The sequence below is a fragment of the Vreelandella sp. L-25 genome (genome assembly GCF_056857535.1).
In genome coordinates this window covers 78,133-98,326 of sequence record NZ_JBSXNH010000075.1, presented here as the reverse complement: position 1 = coordinate 98,326, position 20,194 = coordinate 78,133, and the positions used below count along the sequence as shown (strand labels likewise).

The 20,194-nt window shown below is 59.4% G+C and carries 19 protein-coding genes; 9 read left to right on the top strand and 10 right to left on the bottom strand.

Annotated elements, in window-relative coordinates; all coding sequences use genetic code 11:
- Nucleotides 1-457 (top strand): phosphomethylpyrimidine synthase ThiC (locus tag AC13CN_RS12730; RefSeq protein WP_483053192.1); only part of this gene is annotated, 457 nt, incomplete at its 5' end.
- A 4-nt stretch (nucleotides 458-461) separates the two neighbouring features.
- Entirely contained in the window at nucleotides 462-725 is a 264-nt protein-coding gene (locus tag AC13CN_RS12725) for a hypothetical protein (protein ID WP_062374793.1), read from the top strand.
- Here the strand turns inward: AC13CN_RS12725 and AC13CN_RS12720 are convergent.
- From AC13CN_RS12720 to AC13CN_RS12705, 4 genes are all read right to left on the bottom strand, one after another.
- A complete protein-coding gene (locus tag AC13CN_RS12720; protein ID WP_084812770.1) occupies nucleotides 703-1,821 on the bottom strand; it encodes a DUF2955 domain-containing protein in 1,119 nt (372 codons plus the stop codon). The two genes, AC13CN_RS12725 and AC13CN_RS12720, sit on opposite strands and share 23 nt — an antisense overlap.
- Complete coding sequence (locus AC13CN_RS12715) at nucleotides 1,811-2,872, bottom strand: HlyD family secretion protein (RefSeq protein ID WP_062374792.1); 1,062 nt, start codon at nucleotides 2,870-2,872, stop codon at nucleotides 1,811-1,813. Before AC13CN_RS12715 ends, AC13CN_RS12720 begins: the two co-directional genes overlap by 11 nt.
- Before the next feature lie 185 nt (nucleotides 2,873-3,057).
- Nucleotides 3,058-3,567: a porin family protein gene (locus AC13CN_RS12710; protein WP_058575966.1), complete on the bottom strand. Its 510-nt coding sequence runs from the start codon at nucleotides 3,565-3,567 to the stop codon at nucleotides 3,058-3,060.
- Nucleotides 3,568-3,699: 132 nt separating this feature from the next.
- Nucleotides 3,700-4,620, bottom strand: coding sequence for an EamA family transporter (locus AC13CN_RS12705; protein ID WP_483053191.1), 921 nt, complete (start codon nucleotides 4,618-4,620; stop codon nucleotides 3,700-3,702).
- 153 nt (nucleotides 4,621-4,773) lie between these two features.
- Here AC13CN_RS12705 and AC13CN_RS12700 point away from each other — a divergent pair, with 153 nt between their 5' ends.
- Complete coding sequence (locus AC13CN_RS12700) at nucleotides 4,774-5,958, top strand: acetate/propionate family kinase (RefSeq protein ID WP_074210922.1); 1,185 nt, start codon at nucleotides 4,774-4,776, stop codon at nucleotides 5,956-5,958.
- Nucleotides 5,955-8,138: a phosphate acetyltransferase gene (pta, locus tag AC13CN_RS12695; protein WP_483053190.1), complete on the top strand. Its 2,184-nt coding sequence runs from the start codon at nucleotides 5,955-5,957 to the stop codon at nucleotides 8,136-8,138. The genes AC13CN_RS12700 and pta overlap by 4 nt, the downstream gene beginning before the upstream one ends.
- A gap of 116 nt (nucleotides 8,139-8,254) precedes the next feature.
- Here the strand turns inward: pta and cyoE are convergent, their stop codons facing one another.
- From cyoE to AC13CN_RS12665, 6 genes are all read right to left on the bottom strand, one after another.
- On the bottom strand, nucleotides 8,255-9,178 hold the full coding sequence (gene cyoE, locus AC13CN_RS12690) for a heme o synthase (RefSeq protein WP_483053189.1): 924 nt from the start codon (nucleotides 9,176-9,178) through the stop codon (nucleotides 8,255-8,257).
- Complete coding sequence (gene cyoD / locus AC13CN_RS12685; protein ID WP_044629017.1) at nucleotides 9,136-9,462, bottom strand: cytochrome o ubiquinol oxidase subunit IV; 327 nt, start codon at nucleotides 9,460-9,462, stop codon at nucleotides 9,136-9,138. The genes cyoE and cyoD overlap by 43 nt, the downstream gene beginning before the upstream one ends.
- A 1-nt stretch (nucleotide 9,463) precedes the next feature.
- The gene (gene cyoC / locus AC13CN_RS12680) at nucleotides 9,464-10,075 is read right to left on the bottom strand and encodes a cytochrome o ubiquinol oxidase subunit III (RefSeq protein ID WP_058575962.1); all 612 of its coding nucleotides are present in this window, start codon (nucleotides 10,073-10,075) and stop codon (nucleotides 9,464-9,466) included.
- Nucleotides 10,075-12,102, bottom strand: coding sequence for a cytochrome o ubiquinol oxidase subunit I (gene cyoB / locus AC13CN_RS12675; RefSeq protein ID WP_062374783.1), 2,028 nt, complete (start codon nucleotides 12,100-12,102; stop codon nucleotides 10,075-10,077). Before cyoB ends, cyoC begins: the two co-directional genes overlap by 1 nt.
- A gap of 2 nt (nucleotides 12,103-12,104) precedes the next feature.
- The gene (gene cyoA / locus AC13CN_RS12670; protein ID WP_288102434.1) at nucleotides 12,105-13,151 is read right to left on the bottom strand and encodes a ubiquinol oxidase subunit II; all 1,047 of its coding nucleotides are present in this window, start codon (nucleotides 13,149-13,151) and stop codon (nucleotides 12,105-12,107) included.
- A 309-nt stretch (nucleotides 13,152-13,460) separates the two neighbouring features.
- Nucleotides 13,461-14,228 (bottom strand): DeoR/GlpR family DNA-binding transcription regulator, encoded by a 768-nt coding sequence (locus tag AC13CN_RS12665; RefSeq protein ID WP_062361389.1) that lies wholly within the window; start codon nucleotides 14,226-14,228, stop codon nucleotides 13,461-13,463.
- Between the two features lie 280 nt (nucleotides 14,229-14,508).
- On the opposite strand from AC13CN_RS12665, the gene AC13CN_RS12660 reads away from it, so the two are divergent.
- From AC13CN_RS12660 to AC13CN_RS12640, 5 genes are all read left to right on the top strand, one after another.
- Nucleotides 14,509-15,354: an outer membrane protein OmpK gene (locus AC13CN_RS12660; RefSeq protein ID WP_044629012.1), complete on the top strand. Its 846-nt coding sequence runs from the start codon at nucleotides 14,509-14,511 to the stop codon at nucleotides 15,352-15,354.
- A gap of 34 nt (nucleotides 15,355-15,388) precedes the next feature.
- Complete coding sequence (locus tag AC13CN_RS12655; protein ID WP_089675338.1) at nucleotides 15,389-16,672, top strand: NupC/NupG family nucleoside CNT transporter; 1,284 nt, start codon at nucleotides 15,389-15,391, stop codon at nucleotides 16,670-16,672.
- Between the two features lie 83 nt (nucleotides 16,673-16,755).
- Nucleotides 16,756-17,562, top strand: coding sequence for a deoxyribose-phosphate aldolase (gene deoC / locus AC13CN_RS12650; protein WP_089675337.1), 807 nt, complete (start codon nucleotides 16,756-16,758; stop codon nucleotides 17,560-17,562).
- A complete protein-coding gene (gene deoA / locus AC13CN_RS12645) occupies nucleotides 17,563-18,915 on the top strand; it encodes a thymidine phosphorylase (RefSeq protein WP_253557123.1) in 1,353 nt (450 codons plus the stop codon).
- Nucleotides 18,915-20,159 carry a phosphopentomutase gene (locus tag AC13CN_RS12640; RefSeq protein ID WP_253557124.1) on the top strand — a complete coding sequence of 415 codons (1,245 nt, stop codon included), beginning with the start codon at nucleotides 18,915-18,917 and terminating at the stop codon, nucleotides 20,157-20,159. The genes deoA and AC13CN_RS12640 overlap by 1 nt, the downstream gene beginning before the upstream one ends.
- The last annotated feature ends 35 nt before the right edge of the window (nucleotides 20,160-20,194 follow it).

Sequence of the window (20,194 nt, the reverse complement as noted above, 5' to 3'; positions counted from 1 at the left end):
TGGCTGCGCCATGCTCTGCTACGTGACGCCGAAAGAGCACTTGGGCCTGCCCAATAAAGATGACGTAAAAACCGGCATCATCACCTACAAGATTGCCGCCCACGCGGCGGATTTGGCCAAGGGCCATCCGGCGGCGCAGCGCCGTGATAACGCGCTCTCTAAAGCGCGCTTCGAGTTCCGCTGGGAAGACCAGTTCAACCTGGGCCTAGACCCGGATACCGCGCGGGAGTACCACGATGAAACCCTGCCGAAGGATTCCGCCAAGGTGGCGCATTTCTGCTCCATGTGCGGGCCGAAGTTCTGCTCCATGAAGATCAGCCAGGAAGTGCGCGACACCTACCGCGACCGCACCCCGGAAAACGCCGCTGAAGGCGATGCCGAAGCGGTGAAACGCGGAATGCAGGAGCAGGCGGAGAAGTTCCGCCGGGAAGGCAGCGAGCTGTACCAGGAGGTGTAGCCCTGTGACACCCCAACCGGAGCCATGGGCTCCGGTTGTCCCTTTTGCGCAACAAGCATCACTTTTTCTTCTTGTTCTTCTTGGCCCCTTCCTTGGCATCGCCTTTACCTTTTTGCAGTTCGCCTTTGGCTTGCTGGGCTTTGCCTTTGACTGCGGCTTTGCTGCTGCCGGTGGCCTTACCTGCGGCTTCTTTAGCTTTCCCGGCGGCTCTTTTCAGCGTAGTCCGTCGTTAAAAATCACCTCAACTACTTTTCGAGCAGGCGAGTAGGTTCCCAGCGGTTGAGCAGATAGTGCAGACAAATCATCACCGATAGCGTGCCGATCAGCGCTATGCTCATGGACGAAAAGCGATACAGCGCGCTGTAGACCAAGTCCTGCTGTGGCCCCAACGACTGGCCGAACAGAATGCCCATGGTGGTGAGCCCGCCAAACCCGATGCCGGAACCGCCGCCTTCCAAGATGTGCTCCCGCGCAAACAGCATCAAACCCAGCCAATAAAGCAGAATCACCAGCACAAAGTGGTGGCTTTGGGTGTAGAGCGCCAGCTGCATCACCAGCGCGAGGTTACAGCCCAAGAGCGTGCCCACCGCGCGCTTGGCCGCCGACACCTGCGCGCCAAAGTAGCCCAGCGTAAACAGAATCAAGATGGTGGCCATTTGCGCCGAGAGCGACCCGCGCAGATCGAGCACCTGAAACACTACGAACGAAAGCGTGGCGGTGATGCCGCCAATCAGGGTTTCATGGCGGATTTGCGCCGTCGATTTGCTGCCTCTGGGTGGCGGTTGGCGGGGTTCCCTATCGGGGAACAGGGTGTACATTAGCATGGCGATGAACACCGCCAGCACACTGGCCATGAGGTTGCTGGCCAACAGGTCGCTCAAATCCACACTGGGGTAGCTGGCAAAGTGCAGCAGTATGCTGAGCGTCAATACTCCGTTGGCACCAAACAGAAACAGCGGGCCTTTGGCCATTAAGTTGAAACGCAGCAAAAACAGCCCCAGCACTACCAGCGTCATCACCACGGGCATGTGTTTTAACAGCCCGACCACCAGGCTCACCTCCAGCACGTTGAGGCTCACGTTGGAGAGAAACTGGCGAATGATCGAGCCATTCAGCACCGGCACCAACCCCAGCAAGAACATCGGGAATACGGTAAAGAAGACGCCGTAATTCCAGCCCATCAATTGGCTGATGATGAACCCCAAGGTGCCGCCGCCCGCGACCCGCAGGCACTGGCGCAGTCCGTTTTGGCTAAGTCCGTTCTGGCTAAACCCATTCTGACTGAGCGCCGAGGAAGCGGGCACTGAGCGCGTAGCGGATGTTCCCGTACGCGCACTTGATTGAGTAGGCGATTTAGTAGACATAATGAAGCCAGCTCACGAGCCGAGCCTGCAGCCAGGCAAACGGCTTGGCCAGCGCGTGCTCGCCGGGCACTAGCTGCACCGTGGCCCGCGCGCCGCTGGGCGGAAGCTCGTCCAAAGGCTCGTCCAGCGTGATGTGAATACGCACCCGCTGGGCATCGCGCACCCAGCGGTCGGAGGTCGGAATGTCCACCAGCTGCCCGTCGGCCACTTGCTGCCCTTCCCGCACACCGGCATCGAACGCGCTCACGTGGCCTGCCAACAGTCGTCCCGGCAGCGCATCGAACACCACCGTTGCTTCGTCGCCTTCCTTCACGTGGCGCAAGCTTTTCTCGCGAAAATCGGCCACGACGTCGACACGGCTGGCCACCAGCGCCACGGCGGGCTGGCCGGCCTGTACGTAATCCCCCGGCTGTAGCTGCAGGTTGGTGACTTCGCCCGCCTCCCGCGCTCTTACCGTGGCACGGGCCACGTTTAACTCGGCTTGGGCGAGCGCATTGTCGGCCTGGCGCAGCCGCAGGTTGGCGTCGCCCTCTTCACCTAGCTGCACTTCTAGGCTATCGATTTGCGCGCGGGCAAACGTCACGGCAGCTTGGGCCGTATGCTCGGCGGCCACTTGCTGCTCGTACTGCTGGCGGGAGATGCCCTGCCGCCCTAACAACGCCTCAGCGCGGTGGCGCTCACCGCTGCGCTCTTCGAACGTGGCTTGAGCTGATGCCAGCGAGGCTCGCGCCGCCGCCAATTCGGCGGTTAGCCGAGCGTTCTCCTGCTCGGCCTGCTCGCGATTCAGCGCAGCCTGCTGGCGTGCCAGCTCGAACGGCGTCGTATCTAGCTGAAACAGCACATCGCCCGCGTTCACCCGCTGATGGTCCCGCACCACCACGTCTTTCACCGGCGCGCTGAGCTCCGGCGCAATACGCGTCACGGGCCGCATCGCGCGCGCTTCCGGAGTCATGGGCATAAAGCTATCGGCGAGTAAGAAATAGACGAACAGCACTACAAACGCCGCCAGGGCTATTTTCACCCAGCGGGTAAATCGTTGATCAGGGGTCATGGGTATTACTCGTTCACTGGCCCCCAAGCGGTCACGTGCACTCGGGGTAGCGTTAGATGGAATACCTTAGTCTAACAAATTTATTAGCACGCTAACAATAATCGTAAAAAAACCCCGCTGCCGAGTCTGTGCTCGGTCAGCGGGGTCCTATTCCCTTGATGAATAAGCGCTAAACGCTTGCCGTGTTAGAAGCGGTAGCGAAGGCCTACGCTCGCCGCATCGAAATCGTAGGCGGACTCGTCCAGGTAGCGCATGTAGTCGGCACCAATCGAGACGTTGTTAGCAATATCCATCTCGGCACCCGCGCCGTAAGAGAGACCACTTTCGCGATTATCGCTGATCTCGACCTCGGAGAAACCCGCTAAACCGTAAAGACGGAAGTTGGGCGCTACCGGGAGGATGCCTTTAGCATACGCACCCGCCAGATGGTCTAGATCGGCGCCGCGATCCGAACCGCCGGTGCCTAGGTGGCCCTCGAGGGCGAAATAATCGTTGAATTGGGCACCACCGCGCAGGCGTAGGCCGACATCGTCACGGGAGTCGCCACGGTCAGGGTTGAGGCTCCAAAACATGGCATCGCCACCCACGTATCCTTGTGGGTATTGGAAAGATTCTTGGGCTTGGGCGGATGCCGCAAACGCACCTGCACCTAACAGAAGCGCTGCAGAGGTCAGTGATAGTACGGTCATCTTCATGGGGATCACCTCAGTTAAAAAAACAGTGTTTCCTTACGCTTTCGAAGTGTGGCCTAGGCCCATGAAGAACGCAATTCACCTACTGGCACTTGCATCGAGTTTCCTTTTTTCTTGCGCTGTTGATGACGTTTTCTAACGCCCTTTGGAAAGGCTCAGTACGACGATGCCCCCAACCACCACCGCGCCGCCCACGAGTTGGCTAGGGCTGAGCATTTGGCCCAGTACCAGATAGGCTATCAACAGCGACGCCACCGGCTCGAAGTTCATCACTGGAGCGTTGCGGGCCATATCTAGCCGGGGCACGAAAATAAACAGAATCGAGAATCCACTACCGTACAGCAGCGCCAGTAGCGTTAACCCTATCCAGCCAGTACTGTTATCCGGCAGGCTCATACCGCCCGGCACCGCCCCTAAAAACCCACCAATAATCATGGCGATAAACACGGTTTGCATAGTCAGCAGGCTGCGCAGCGTGCTGCCTACCCCGGCCAAGCGATGCTCGGTCACCCACAGCGCACAGGCAAACGCGAACGCGGCAAACAGACCAAAGCCAATGCCTGCCAGCCACTCCGGCCCCATGGCATCGGCGTTGGCCACCCAGCTAGGAATATCCAGCACCACCAACAGGCCAATCAGAATGGTGCCCATAATCAAGCAACTGCGCAGCGATGGCCGAGGGCCGCCCAGCGCCCAACTAATCAGCGCCAGTTGAATAGGAAAGGTATTCACTAGCAGCAGCGCAATCACCACCGGCAAGCGCGCCACGGCGGAATATAAGCTGACACTTTGCAGCGTAATAAGAAGCCCCACCGCGAGCTGCCAGCGCCACGCTCCCGGAGGCAGCCAAAGGCGTTTTTTCTGAAGAATCACCAAGGAAAGCAGAATCAAGCAAGCCACGCCTGAGCGCATCAACACCGCTAAGAGCAATCCTGTGCCATTATCAAACGCCAGCCGAGCTGAGACGTGGTTAGCAGCGAACATCGTCGCCACCGTCATCATCAGCAGAATAGCGAGATGTCGGGGTAGCAGTGTGGGGCTTGAAATTGAGGACATAGGAACAAAACGGCTCACGATTGGTTATATAAGGAACAGGATGCCGACATTTTACATAGAAGGCTAACAAAATTCTTCGCTGATTTTCCGCGTCGCAGCATGTTAAACTAAAGTCTATTCCCTTAACTTCCTCATTACGTTACAAAGGTGGTTATGAACGCACCGGTGCTGGTCATTAACTGTGGCTCTTCTTCTATTAAATACGCTTTGATCGATGCGGACCCGCAGGCACCACGCTTGGCCGGGCTAGCGGAGCGCTTAGGCAGCAGCGACGCCCGCTTGAAAGGTAAAGACAGCGCCGGTGAAAGCTTTACCCAACCGCTGCCGAATGCTGACCACGCCGACGCCTTGAACGCCATTCTTCAGCGTTTGGAAGGTCGCGTACCGGGGGCCGTGGGCCACCGCATCGTTCATGGTGGCGAGCACTTCACCCAAGCAGCGCTGATCGATGACAGTGTGATCGAGGCCATCGAGACCACCGCTGCCTTAGCACCGCTGCATAACCCCACCAACCTAGCGGGCATTGCCGCGACTCGTAAGGTGTTTCCGGACCTGCCTCAGGTGGCCGTGTTCGATACGGCGTTCCACCAGACGCTGCCGCCCCGCGCCTATCGCTATGCACTGCCGGAAGCGCTGTATACCGAGCACGGCATTCGCCGCTACGGTTTCCACGGTACCAGCCACGCCTTTGTTAGCCAGCGCGCTGGCGAGCTGAGCAGCCGTGGCGCAGGCGGCTGGCTGACCGCCCACTTGGGCAACGGCTGCTCCACCAGCGCCGTGTGGAACAACCAGAGCCTGGATACCAGCATGGGCCTTACCCCGCTGGAAGGCCTGGTGATGGGCACTCGCAGCGGTGACGTCGACCCCGGCCTGCATGCGCATCTGCACCGCCAGTTAGGTTGGTCGCTAGATGAAATCGATAACGTACTGAACAAGCAGAGCGGCCTGCTGGGGCTTTCCGGCCTGACCAACGATATGCGCGAAGTAGAAGACCAAGCCATGGCCGGGCACCCTGGCGCCAAGTTGGCGCTGGACGTCTTCTGTTACCGCATTGCCAAATCCCTGGCGGCGCTGTCTTGTGCATTACCTAAGTTAGACGGCGTGATCTTCACTGGCGGTATTGGCGAAAACTCGCCTATCGTACGTCGTGAAGTGCTGGCGCTGCTGCCCCACTTCGGTTTCAGCATGGACGAAGCCGCCAACGAAGCGACCATTCGCGGCAAGGAAGGCAAATTGGACACCGCGAGCCATAACGGCCCTGAAGTGTGGGTGATCCCCACCGATGAAGAGGGCCGCATTGCCATGGAAACCCGCCACTGCGTGGAGACCCCTGAATGAATAGCTCCCCCGAGCAACCGCAAGCCATTCTATTGGTACCCACCAGCGTCGGTGCTGGCCTAACGTCTGCTTGCCTTGGTTTGATTCAAGCGCTCGACACCATCGGCTTGAAAGCCGGCTTTCTGAAGCCGTTCATGCAGAACGAGCTGAACGGCCCGGGCCTTGACCGCTCGACGGCGCTGGTCTCGCGGACGCTGAACCAGCGCCCGCCCTCGCCTATTTCCCAGGCACGCCTGGAGCGGCTGCTGCGCGACGACCAAACCGACGAGCTGATGGAAAACGTCATCGAGCTCTACGAGCAGGTGGTGCAGCAGGCCTACCGAGACGGCAGCGCGCTGGATCTGATCGTGGTGGAAGGCGTCGTGCCGACCCAGCACACCACCTACGCCACTCAAACCAATGTGCAGCTCGCTCATGCGCTGAACGCGCGGATCATTCTGGTGGGCTCCGGGGATCTCAACGAGCCCCAGACGCTGGCGGAAGAGCTGGATATGCACGCTCGAAGCTTTGGCGGCGTCAGCTCCAGCCGCACCTTGGGCGGCATTCTGATGCGCATGAAAAACCTGCCCTACGGTCAGGAGGATGACCTTTCGGCCGCGCCGGGCACCATCAAACCGCAGTTGGAAGAGCCGGTACTCAACGAACTGCGACGCTACTCCCCGGCGCTAGCCACCGACCGCTTCCACCTGATTGGCGTAGTGCCTTACAGCAAAACTCTGAGTGCCCCGCGCACGCTGGACGTGGCCCGGGCGCTGAATGCCAAGATGCTCAACGAAGGCGAAGCCGCCAGCCGCCGCGTGCTATCTACCAGCCTGTGCGCCCGAAGTGCGGCCAATGCGCTGCATATCTTCACCCCGGGCAGCTTGGTCGTGGCCTCCGGCGACCGTGACGATGTGGTGCTGGCCTCCGCGCTGGCCACCATGAACGGCACCCAGCTGGCGGGCGTTTTGCTCACCAACGGTTTCTTGCCCAACGAGGGCATGATCGAGATGTGCCGCCCAGCGCTGAAAACCGGCTTGCCGGTGCTGGCGGTAGAAACCGACAGCCTGACCACGGCCCAGAACCTCAGCCAGCTCAGCAGCGAAATTCCCATGGACGACTTCGAGCGCGCCGAGCAGGTGGCACGCTACGTGGCGGCACACATGGACCTGGAGTGGCTGAAAGCCAAACTGAGCCGTGGCTACCCCCGCCGCCTGTCGCCGTCGGCGTTCCGCCATCAGTTGGTGAAGCTGGCCCAGCAGGCCAAAAAGCGCATCGTGCTGCCGGAAGGCGACGAGCCGCGCACCATCGAGGCGGCAATCATCTGCCAGCGCCGTGGCATTGCCAACTGCGTGCTGTTGGGCAAACGGGAGGACATCGAAAGCGTGGCCCACCACCGTGGCCTCACGCTGCCCGATGCGCTGACCATTATTGACCCGGAAAGCACCCGCGCCCGCTACATCGGCCCGATGGTGGAGCGTCGTCGCGGCAAACTGAACGAGCTAACCGCTGAAGCACAGCTTCAGGATAACGTGGTGCTGGGTACCATGATGCTACAGCTGGATGAGGTGGACGGCCTGGTGTCGGGCGCGGTACACACCACCGCCAACACGGTTCGCCCGGCGTTTCAGCTGATCAAGACGGCCCCGGAGTACAACCAGGTGTCGTCGATCTTCTTCATGCTGCTGCCCGAGCAGGTGGTGGTGTACGGCGACTGCGCGGTGAACCCGGACCCGGATGCCGAAACCCTGGCGGAAATCGCCCTGCAGAGCGCGCGCTCTGCCGAGGCCTTCGGTATCGAGCCCCGGGTGGCGATGATCAGCTACTCCACCGGCGACTCCGGCACCGGCGCCGACGTGGATAAAGTCCGCGAAGCGACCCGCATCGCCAAGGAGCGCGCGCCGCACCTGGCTATCGACGGCCCGCTGCAGTACGACGCCGCCGCTATCGAGAGCGTGGGCAAGCAGAAAGCCCCCGACTCCCCCGTGGCGGGCAAGGCCACCGTGTTCGTGTTCCCCGACCTCAACACCGGCAACACGACCTACAAGGCCGTTCAGCGTAGCGCCCGGGTAGTCAGCGTGGGCCCGATGCTGCAAGGTTTGAACAAACCGGTGAACGACCTGTCCCGCGGTGCCCTGGTGGATGACATCGTCTACACCATCGCCCTCACCGCAATCCAGGCCAGCCAGCGGGAAAGCTAGGCACTCGCCGAGCCCTGTATACGTATCCGCTGAAAGCCGCGCTAAAAAGAACGCCCCGAACAGTTCACTGTTCGGGGCGTTTCAAGTTTTGCGTCAGGTTCAATCGTTGTTAGGCATTACACCCACATGGGCACCATGGCTTCCAGCACCATCACCAAACTCATCGCGGTGATCGTCAGAATAGAGACCCCAAACACTTTCCTGGCCCAACGAACATCGTCATCTAACCGATAACCGCGCAGTGCGAGGTAGAGCCAGTAGCCGCCCATGACCAGCGCCACACACAGATACCCCATCCCTGCCTGGCTGGCCAGGACCAGCGCCAGCGAGGCGGGAATGAACGCCACGATATAGCCCAGGATGTGATGCTTGGCCATTTTGATCCCGTGCACCACCGGCAGCACCGGAATTGATGCCCGCTGATAATCCGCATAGCGGAAAATCGCAATGGCATAGGAGTGCGGCATCTGCCACAGGCAGAAAATCACCAGCAGCATGAACGCGCCGCTGTCGAACTGCCCCGTGACCGCGCAGTAGCCCACTACCGGCGGCATCGCACCGGAGAGGCTGCCCACCAGCGTGCCGTACTCGGAATGGCGCTTCATATAGAGGCTATACACCCCCACGTAGACGCCCCAGCCGATTACCGCTAGCGCCACCGTTAAGCCGTTGGTACCCAGCGCCAAGCAGACCACACCGGCTACCCCCAACAGCGCTGAAATGCCCAGCGCCTGGGTGATTGAGATGCGCCCCTTGGCCAGAGGGCGATGGCGCGTACGCGCCATCAGTGCATCAATATCCCGGTCGATGACGTTGTTACAGGCGCAGCCCGAAGCAATCACCAGGGCAATGCCCATCATCACCGAGGCAAAGGTGACGACATCGAAGGTGCCGTGGGCGGCTAGAAAATAGCCCCCCAGCGTGGCGATCAAGTTACCGCCAATGATGCCCGGCTTGGTGAGCGCCAGCAGGTCTCGCCAGCGGCTCGGTGCCACGTTTAGCCGATCATCATGTTGAGATGCAGATGCTGCATGATCCATAACGAGCCCCCTACCACCAGGACGAGTATCGTCAGTGTGAAAACGAAGGACATCACGTTCCAGCCTTCGTCGGCTTTGGTATTCATATGCATAAACATGACCAGCTGGACCAAAATCTGCAGCACGGCTGTTATAGCGATGACCACCACCGTCGTGGCGGTGCTCAACGCACCGCTCATAACGACCGCGAACGGAATCACGGTTAGCACTAAAGATAGCAGAAGCCCCGTCACATACGATTTAACGCTGCCGTGGGAAGACGTTGAAGATGATGAATGACTCATGTCACAGCACTCCCATCAGATAAACGAACGAGAACACGCAGATCCACACGATGTCCAGGAAGTGCCAGAACAGGCTCAGGCACAGAATCCGCGGACGTGTCATCGGGGTGATGCCCATGGTCGAAAGCTGCACCAGCATCACTAGAATCCACACCAAACCAACGGTCACGTGGAGGCCGTGGGTGCCGACCAAGGTAAAGAAGGACGAGAGAAACGCGCTCTGATCAGGGCCGTAGCCCTGATGAATCAAGTGCTGAAACTCGTACACTTCCATACCGACGAACGCGGCACCGAGCAAGAAGGTGATCGCCAGCCACGCTTTTACTTGGCCGACGCGCTCGGCATTCATCGCCAGTACGCCCATGCCAAAGGTGAAACTACTGAACAGCAGCAGAAAGGTTTCCACCAGCACAAAGGGCAGCTCGAAAATATCTGCCGCCGTTGGCCCGGCGGCCGTGCCTTTCATCAGCACGGCGTAGGTAGCGAACAGTGACCCGAAGATCACCAGGTCACTCATCAAGTAGACCCAGAAGCCAAATACTTTCGTGCCGGTCGCGTCGTGGTGCTCATGGGGCTCGGACGCGGCGCCATGATGTAGGGTATCGGTGGCCATTACGCGCGTGCCTCCACATAGTTGGTCTGTTCACGGTCAGACGCTGCGCTGCTCGGCGCAGACGTTTTGCGCTTTTCATGCGCGCGCTCGATGCGCGCCACTTCGGCGGCGGGCACGTAGTAGTCGATATCTTCGTTGAATACACGGGCGATGAAACTGACGACGACGCCCAATGCACCCACGGCTGCCAGCCACCAGATATGCCACACCAGCGCAAAGCCTAGAATCAGCGCGAAGAAGCTGATGACCGGCCCCGCCACGGTGTTACGCGGCATGTGAATATCGGTGTAGGGCGCTTCGTCCAACTGCTCGTTACCCCGCTGCTTTTGCGACCAGAAGCTGTCGATGTCACCGACTTCCGGCAGGCGAGCAAAGTTGTAGAACGGCGCAGGAGAAGAGGTCGACCACTCCAGCGTGCGGCCATCCCAGGGGTCGCCGGTTAGATCTGCATTCAGCTTGCGGTCGCGGATACTGACCCAGAACTGAATGATGGTGCAGGCAATCCCCATCATGATGATCACGGCACCTACCCAGGCCAGAATCATCCAAGGTTGCCACTCAGGATTGGCGTAGGACTGCATACGGCGCACGGCACCGAAGAAGCTCAAGACATAGAGCGGCATGAACGCGACGTAAAAGCCAATGAACCAGCACCAGAACGAGCGCTTGCCCCACTTCTCGCTCAGCGTGAAGCCGAACGCTTTCGGGAACCAGTAGGTCAGGCCCGCCATCATGCCGAACACCACGCCGCCAATGATCACGTTGTGGAAGTGGGCAATGACGAACAGGCTGTTGTGCAGGACGAAGTTGGCTGCTGGCAGCGCCAGCATCACGCCGGTCATACCGCCTAGAGTAAAGGTGATGATGAACCCCAGGGTCCATAGCACTGGCGAGGTCAGCTCCAGGCTGCCGCGGAAGATGGTAAACAGCCAGTTGAACACCTTCACCCCGGTGGGGATGGCAATGATCATCGTCATGATGCCGAAGAAGGCATTGACGTTGGCCCCTGCACCCATGGTGAAGAAGTGGTGCAACCAGACGATGAACGACAGCAGCGTAATGGCCACCGTGGCCCAGACCATGGTTTTGTAACCAAACAGGCGCTTGCGGGCGAAGGTGGCGATGACTTCAGAGAACACGCCAAAGGCCGGCAGAATCAGAATGTACACTTCCGGGTGACCCCAGGCCCAAATGAGGTTGACGTACATCATCATGTTGCCGCCAAAGTCATTGGTGAAGAAGTGCATGCCGAAGTAGCGGTCAAGGGTTAGCAGCGCGATGGTCGCAGTCAGAATCGGGAACGAGGCAATAATCAGGACGTTGGCGCACAGCGACGTCCAGGTAAAAATCGGCATGCGAAACAGGGTCATGCCTTTGGTGCGCATTTTCAGAATGGTAACGAAGAAATTAATGCCGGTGAGCGTGGTGCCTATCCCGGATATTTGCAGTGCCCATATCCAGTAATCGACCCCCACCCCAGGGCTAAACTCTATCCCCGATAAAGGCGCATAAGCGAGCCAGCCGGTTTTGGCGAACTCCCCTACCACGAGGGAAATATTGACCAAAATCGCCGAGACAGCGAACAGCCAGAAACTCAGGTTATTCAAAAACGGGAAAGCAACGTCGCGGGCGCCGATTTGCAGCGGCACCACCAGGTTCATCAGGCCGATGACCATGGGCATCGCAACGAAGAAGATCATGATTACGCCGTGGGCGGTAAAGATCTGATCGTAGTGTTCAGGAGGGAGATAACCAGCAGCCCCACCGGCCGCCATGGCCAACTGGGTACGCATCATAATCGCATCGGCAAAGCCGCGAAGCAGCATCACCAAGGCCACCACAAAGTACATAATGCCGAGCTTTTTGTGGTCAACGGAGGTAAACCACTCGTTCCACAGCCAGCCCCACTTACGGTAATACGTCAATGCGCCAAGTAGCGCGGCACCCCCGATCGCCATAAAGGCAGCAACGACCATAATGATCGGTTCGTGATACGGAATTGCTTCTAACGTGAGTTTTCCAAACATGCTTAACCCCCCGCTTCAACGCTTGTGGGATGGCCGCCCATGGCGTGGTCATCACCTGCATGCTGATTGGTAACGTGGCCGATCGCGGCCTGCTGTTGAGAAGCGCTGGCGCTCTCTAGCTCGCTGGATTCACCGTGACTTTCGTGGGCATCGCTGATGGCATCACCGTGGCTTGCATGACCGCCGTGCCCGCTGCCGTCACCACCGTGGAAGCTGCTGACAACCGACTCATACAGCTCGGGCGTGACCGCCGAGAAGTACTCCACCGGGTGGTATTCACTCGGCTCTGCCAGGGCGTTGTAGCCTTCAGGGAAGGTAAGGGTGTCATCGGCTGCGCGCACGTTTTCCACCCAGGCATCGAATTCCGCCGGAGAGGTGACGTGGGCATCGAAGGTCATCCCAGAGAAGCCAGCGCCGCTGTAGTTGGTGGAACGGCCGGGGTAGACGCCCTCTTCGTCGGCAATCAGGTGAACGTCGTTATCCATGCCCGCCATGGCGTAAATCTGGCTGCCTAAACGTGGAATGAAGAACGCGTTCATTACCGAGCCAGAACTCACTCGGAAGCGCACTGGGGTATCTACCGGGAACGCCAGTTCATTGACGCTAGCAATGCCCTGTTCGGGATAGATGAACAGCCACTTCCAATCCAGCGCCACGGCTTGGATCTCCATGGGCGCCACGTCGCTCTCAAGCGGCTTGTGGGGGTCCAGGCTGTGGGAGGTTTTAAAGGTGAGGAACGCCAGAACGGCAATGATCAAGCAGGGAACGGTCCAAACGGCCGCTTCGATGGCATTGGAGTGCGCCCAGTCCGGCAGATACTTGGCAACGCGATTGCTGCGCCGATAGCGCCAGCCAAACAGCAGCGTCATCACAATCACCGGAATGACCACAATCAGCATCAGCCCAAAGGAGGTCAGAATCAGCGAGCGCTGCTCAACGCCAATCTGCCCCTTGGGATCCAGCAATGCAGAACTGCAGCCCGTTAACAGCAAGCACAATACGGCGAGCACAAAAGTGCCTCGCCTGCGCCAGTGGGTAGGTAGTTGCATGGTGTGATCTCATCAGAGAGTTGTCTAAAACAGCCCACTATCTAGCCGACTAAATAGCCAGCTAAGTAGCAAGCTAACTATCACCCCATACTTTTCCCAGAACAGTGAGCGCAACTGCGTTGCTCCGGGAAAAATATGCGCCACCTTATGGGGTTAGTGGCGAGCCTTGGCCGTGCACCTTGCGTGCATCAACTAAGACGAAAGTATTTTCTATTGATCTCGGTCAATCAGAAAGAGACGCTATGCCGCACCCTGCGCACCCGTTTGGGCACAGGGCACTGGGGAGTAGTGGCTGAGGAGTGGCTGTTGTTAGGCGAGCGAGATGCTCAGCGTGGACAGCGGGTGGCGCTCTAACAAGCCCGGGGCACGCTCGTCGTCGGTGACGACGATATCGAAATCCTCCAGCGAGGCAAAATAGGCAGGACGCACCACGCCGAACTTACTGGCATCGACAATCAAAAGCCGCTGCATCGCGGTGGCAATCGCCGCCTGTTTAGGCCCAACTTCATGAAAATGGAAGCAGCTCACGCCTCGCTCGCAATCCACCCCAGCAGCGGAAATCAGCGCTTTATTGATGCCCAAACGCTCGATGGCCGCGCCCATGCCGTCGCTGCCAAATGATTGGGAGGAAGCGTAGAACAGCCCGCCCAGCAGCACTAGGCGCACATTGGGCAGCGCTGCCACGGCGTTGGCAACGTTAAGGGCATAGGTGACCACCGTTAATTCATGAAAACGGCTTAGCTGGCTGAGCAGCGGAATCAGCGTAGAGCCGCAGTCGATAAACAGCGTGTCGCCCTCTTCTATAAAGCTGGCGGCCCGTTGGCAAAGGCGCTGTTTGACCTGATAGTGGCTCGATTGCTGCTCAGTAAGGTCGTATACCGGCGTCACGCCGGGGCAGCTTGCCATCACTAGCCGCCCACCCAGCAGGCTAATGGCTGAAGGTTGCGTTGAAAGATCCCGACGAATGGTCATTTCGGAGACTCCGCACAGCTCGGCGGCATCGCGAAGATGCAGTGTTCCCCCGCTAGCCAACGCTTCTTGCAACATCGCCATGCGCTGTGCGCTCCGGTCATTCATAGCAGGCATCTCCTTATGATGCATGTTGTTATCGATGTTAGACCCAACTGGGCTACCTATGCTGCGTCAGCCCCTTACTGATTTCCACTGCGACACAGCGTTAGACTCCGCCATGATGCGCTTATCACATTTAAACAGCGTTGATGTGACAATGCTTGCAAATCAACGTTAAAAAAATAACACTCAATGTTATAATTTTAACATTACGCCAGCCTACACGACCCACAACGTCGGTACGCCAGTTGCTCTGGTACCGTATTATAACCCTGTTGAGGCTTCCATGACTGCTTTATCCCACTCTCGTTCTTCTTCGTTCGTCACGCTTGGCGCTGGCGTTTTACTGACAAGTGCTGCCTTGGCAACTCCAGCGTTTGCCGACGATGCCGAGCCGCACACCCTTGACCGCCTTTGGTCGTTTGCCAACGTCTCAGTCAACTATCTCGACTGGTCGAACGGCACCGAAGCGCGCACTGCTAGCAACGCAGCGAAAAGCGACTTTACGTATGTTGAAATCGAAGGCGGCGTTGGCTTTAGCTGGGGCGAATTTTACGGCTTCTTCGATTTCGAGAACCCCACTAACGATCAGTTCGACCAAGCCAGTGGCGGTAAAGACAACTTCCGTACCTCCGGCCAAGTGACCTCGCACATCTACCTGGGTGACAGCCCACTTTCGCTGTACGCCCACCTGTACGATTTCCGCGACTACGGCTATGAACTTCGCGAGCAAGACCAAATTCTGGGTCTTGGCTACCGCACCACGTTCGATAACGGCCTATGGTTCAAACCGTTCATCGGCGCCGCGCGGGTACAGAGCAATAGCTACACTGGCATGAACGGCTTTATGGCTGGCTGGGTCGCGGGCTACGACTTCACCGCTCTGAACCAAAACTTCAGCGTGACCAACTGGCACGAGCAGACCTTCGGCCGTGATGACGAGTACCTGACCCAGAACTACGTGGGCGATAAAGCAGGCAGCGTAGGTACCAACGGCGCACTGAGCCTGTGGTGGCACCCGTCTGATCTGATCACCACGGGCGTGCAGTACCGCTACTCAGAGAATAAACTGGGTACCCCGGACGCTTACCAAAATGCGATGATCTACTCAGTTAAGTTGAACTTGCTGTAATCGCTCCCACACCTCACGATCCGAAGGTACTCCCATGACCCTCATCATGAGCTTGGTTGGTATGGTCACCCTGGTGGCCATCGCCCTAATCTTCTCTTATGACCGCAAGTCGATTCGGCTGCGCACCGTACTGGGTGCTTTTGCTATCCAGGCCGGTATCGGTGCATTCGTGCTCTACGTGCCGTTCGGCCAGGCGGTGCTGCAAACCATTTCTGCCGGTGTTAGCCAGGTACTGGTGTTTGCTAACGACGGTATCGGCTTCCTGTTTGGCGGCCTAGCCGATGTGGAAAACGTCGGCTTTGTCTTTGCTATCAAAGTACTGCCGGTCATCATCTTCTTCTCGTCGCTGATTGCCGTGCTCTACTACCTAGGCATCATGCAGTGGGTCATTCGGATTCTGGGCGGCGCACTGCAAAAAGCACTGGGCACCTCGCGCACCGAATCGCTCTCTGCGACTGCGAACATCTTTGTCGGCCAAACCGAAGCACCGCTGGTGGTGCGTCCGTTTATTGCTCGCATGACGCCTTCGCAGCTATTTGCGGTGATGTGTGGTGGCTTAGCCTCGGTAGCCGGTTCCGTTCTAGCAGGCTACGCAGCGCTGGGCATTCCCATGGAGTATCTGGTGGCGGCCTCGTTCATGGCGGCGCCTGGCGGCCTGCTGTTCGCCAAGCTGATCATGCCGGAAACCCAGAACGTGGAAGATAGCGACAGCGTTTCCAAGGTCGATGAAGAGCTGAAAGAGCAGGACGACAAGCCTACCAACGTACTGGATGCCGCGGCGTCCGGCGCGACCTCCGGCCTGATGCTGGCGGCCAACGTGGGTGCCATGCTGCTGGCGTTCATCGGCTTGATCGCGCTGATCAACGGCATTTTAGGCGGCGTTGGCGGCTGGTTCGGCTTTGAATCGCTGAGCCTCGAGCTGATTCTCGGCTGGCTGTTTGCGCCGCTGGCGTTCCTGCTCGGCGTGCCCTGGGAAGAGGCAACCCTGGCGGGTTCATTTATCGGCCAGAAGCTGGTGGTCAACGAGTTCGTGGCCTACATCAACCTGGCCCCCTATATCGATGGGGAACAGGTGGTGGCGGCAACGGGTCAGATGATGACCCCGCACACCATGGCGATTCTCTCCTTTGCGCTATGTGGCTTTGCCAACCTGTCGTCCATTGCGATTCTGCTGGGCGGCCTGGGTAGCATTGCGCCCACGCGCCGCAAAGAGATTGCCCGCTTCGGTGTGAAAGCCGTATTGGCCGGTACGCTCTCTAACTTGATGTCGGCATCCATTGCTGGCTTCTTTATTGCGCTTGGCAACCTGACGGCTTAACGCAGCGAGCACCACACCATTCAACGGGCGCTGCTATGTTTTCGCAGTGCCCGTTTTGTCTTTTATCGATTTGCGAGAATTTCATGAACGCGACTGCCTTCCCCCAGCTCACTCAAGCCCAACTCACCCAAGCCGCTCGCCAAGCGTTGACGCTGATGGATTTGACCAGCCTGAACGACAGCGACACCGACAGCGTGATCGAAGCGCTGTGCCAGCAGGTGAAGACGCCGTTCGGCAACCCGGCGGCGGTGTGCGTTTATCCGCAGTTCATCGTCACCGCTGCCCGCGCGCTCAGCGCCCACAAGCTGGAGAGCCAAGTCAAGATCGCCACGGTCACCAACTTCCCCCACGGCGGCGACGATATCATGGGCGCTGCCCGTGAAACCCGCGAAGCCGTGGCGTCTGGCGCTCACGAAGTCGACGTGGTGTTTCCTTACCGTGCGCTGATGGCAGGCGATGAAGAGACCGGCCGCGAGCTGGTAGAAATGTGTAAAGCCGCCTGCGGCGGACAAGCCCAGCTAAAAGTCATCATCGAATCTGGCGAACTCAAAGAGCCTGCGCTTATCCAACGCGCTAGCGAGCTGGCCATCGAAGGTGGCGCGGACTTTATCAAAACTTCCACCGGTAAAGTACCGGTCAACGCTACCCTGGAAGCCGCCGAGATCATGCTAAAAGCCATCAAAGCCAGCGGTAAAAATGTCGGTTTCAAAGCCGCTGGTGGCGTTCGCACCGCCGAAGAAGCGGCCCAGTACCTGGCGCTGGCTGCCGACATCATGGGCCCGCAGTGGGTGACGCCCGAGTACTTCCGGTTCGGTGCATCCAGCCTACTGACGAACCTACTGAACACGCTAAACGGCAATGCCGATGCCGCGACCAATGGAGGCTACTAAATGTCGTCAAACGCATCTCACCACGCCCTGCTCCCCCAAGAACTGATTCGCCTGAAGCGCGACGGCCAGCCGCTTCCCGCTGAAGAGATCAAAGCCTTCGTACAGGGCATCGCCGACGACCGCATCAGCGACGCGCAGATTGGCGCCTTCACCATGTCGGTGTTTTTAAACGGCATGAGCCGCGAAGAAGTCGTGGCATTGACCACCGCGACGCGCGATTCTGGCCACGTCATGCAGTGGGATTCCCTCAACCTGCCCGGCCCGATTGTGGACAAGCACTCCACCGGCGGCGTGGGCGATCTGGTATCGCTGGTGCTCGGCCCCTGGGTCGCTGCCTGCGGCGCGTTCGTGCCGATGATTTCTGGCCGTGGCCTGGGCCACACCGGCGGCACGCTGGACAAGCTGGAATCAATCCCCGGCTACGACCCCTACCCCGCGCCCGAGCGCTTCAGCGATGTCGTAAAATCCACCGGTGTGGCGATTATCGGCCAAACCGGCAACCTCGCCCCGGCGGATAAGCGCATCTACGGCGTGCGCGACGTGACCGCCACCGTGGAATCTATTCCGCTGATCACCGCGTCTATTTTGGGCAAGAAGCTGGCCTCTGGCCTGGATGCCCTGGTGATGGACGTTAAAGTGGGCAGCGGCGCATTTATGCCCACCCCGGAAAAATCCCGCGAGCTAGCGAAAAGTATCGCCAACGTAGCCACTCAAGCGGGCACGCCCACCACTGCGCTGCTCACCGATATGAGCCAACCGCTGGCCCCCTGTGCCGGTAACGCGGTAGAGATCGTCGAAACCCTGGCGCTACTGCGCGGCGAGCGCGCCAACAGCCGCGTGATGCAAGTCACCCGCGAACTCGCCGTTGAGATGTTGATTGCGGGCAAGCTGGTGGCTAACCGCGAAGAAGCCCTCACCAAGCTCGATAAAGCGCTCACCTCTGGCGCGGCGGCGGAAGTCTTCGCCCGCATGGTGCGCGAACTAGGCGGCCCCGCCGACTTTATGGAGCGCTCGGACAGCTACCTGGCCACCGCCCCGGTGATTCAAGCGGTGTACCCCGAACAGAGCGGCATCGTGCAGCGCTTCGATACCCGCGCCGTAGGTATGAGCGTGGTGGAACTGGGCGGCGGTCGCCTGCGTAACGACGCCAGCGTCGACCACAGCGTCGGGTTTAGCGATATCGTCGAAATCGGCGACAGCGTGGATAGCCAGCGCCCGCTGGCCATCGTTCACGCCCGCACCGAAGAGGCCGCCGCCCTCGCCGCCGCCCAGCTACGTGCGGCGGTCACCATCGGTGACGCTGAAGCCACCGCCGACACACTGCTGCAAGAGACCTTCCGAGGAGAAGCCTAATGCGCCGTGCCATTGTTTTAGTACTCGACTCTTTTGGAATCGGTAGCGCGCCGGACGCCGACAAATTCGGTGACCAGGGGGCTGACACCCTGGGCCACATCGCCGCCGCCTGCGCGCGCGGCGAGGCCGATACCGCCGAGCGCTCCGGTCCGCTGAAGCTCCCCAATATGGCCGCGCTCGGCCTGTTCCACGCCCACCGGGATGCCACCGGTAGCGTGGCGGAAGGCGTCAGCCTGCCCGAGCAGTTGAACGGCGCTTACGCCCACGCCAAAGAGATCTCCAGCGGGAAAGACACCCCGTCCGGCCACTGGGAAATTGCCGGTGTGCCGGTGCGCTTTGACTGGGGCTACTTTCTCGACAAAACCAACAGTTTTCCCCAAGCGCTGCTGGATAGCATCGTTCAAGAAGCCGACCTGCCCGGCGTAATCGGCAACTGCCACGCCTCGGGCACCGAAATCATTGCCTGCCTGGGCGAAGAGCATATCGCCACCGGCAAGCCGATTGTGTATACCTCCGCAGACTCCGTGTTCCAGATTGCCGCCCACGAAGAGCACTTTGGCCTAGAGCGTCTCTATGCCCTGTGCGAAACCGTGCGCGAGCTGCTGGAGCCCTACAACATTGGCCGCGTCATCGCCCGCCCGTTTATCGGCGACGACCGCGAAAGCTTTGCCCGCACCGGCAATCGCCGCGACTACAGCGTTGAGCCGCCGACCCCCACCGTGCTGCAAAAGCTGGCTGAAGCCGGCGGTGAAGTGGTGTCGATTGGCAAGATCGCCGACATCTACGCCCACTGCGGCATTACCCACAAGGTCAAAGCCAGCGGCCACGACGCGCTGATGGAGGCCACCCTGGCGGAAGTGGCGCGCACCGCCAACGAAACCAGTGACCGCCCGACCATGATCATGACCAACTTCGTCGATTTCGATTCGGTCTATGGCCACCGCCGGGACGTTCCGGGCTACGCCGCTGCGCTGGAGCACTTCGATGCCCGCCTGCCGGAGCTGCTTGCCGCCCTTAACGACGACGACCTGCTGCTGCTCACCGCCGACCACGGCTGCGACCCTAGTTGGGAAGGCACCGAGCACACCCGCGAATACGTGCCGATCATGGTGCGCGGCGCAGGCTTCGCCCCCGGCCCGCTGGGCGAGCGCGGCACCTTTGCCGACATTGGCCAAACCCTGGCGGATTTCTTTGCCGTCGACGCCATGGCCGATGGCGAGAGCTTTTTACCGAACGCGGCATAAAAGCCGACAACCCCATTAGCACGCTGATGTGCACG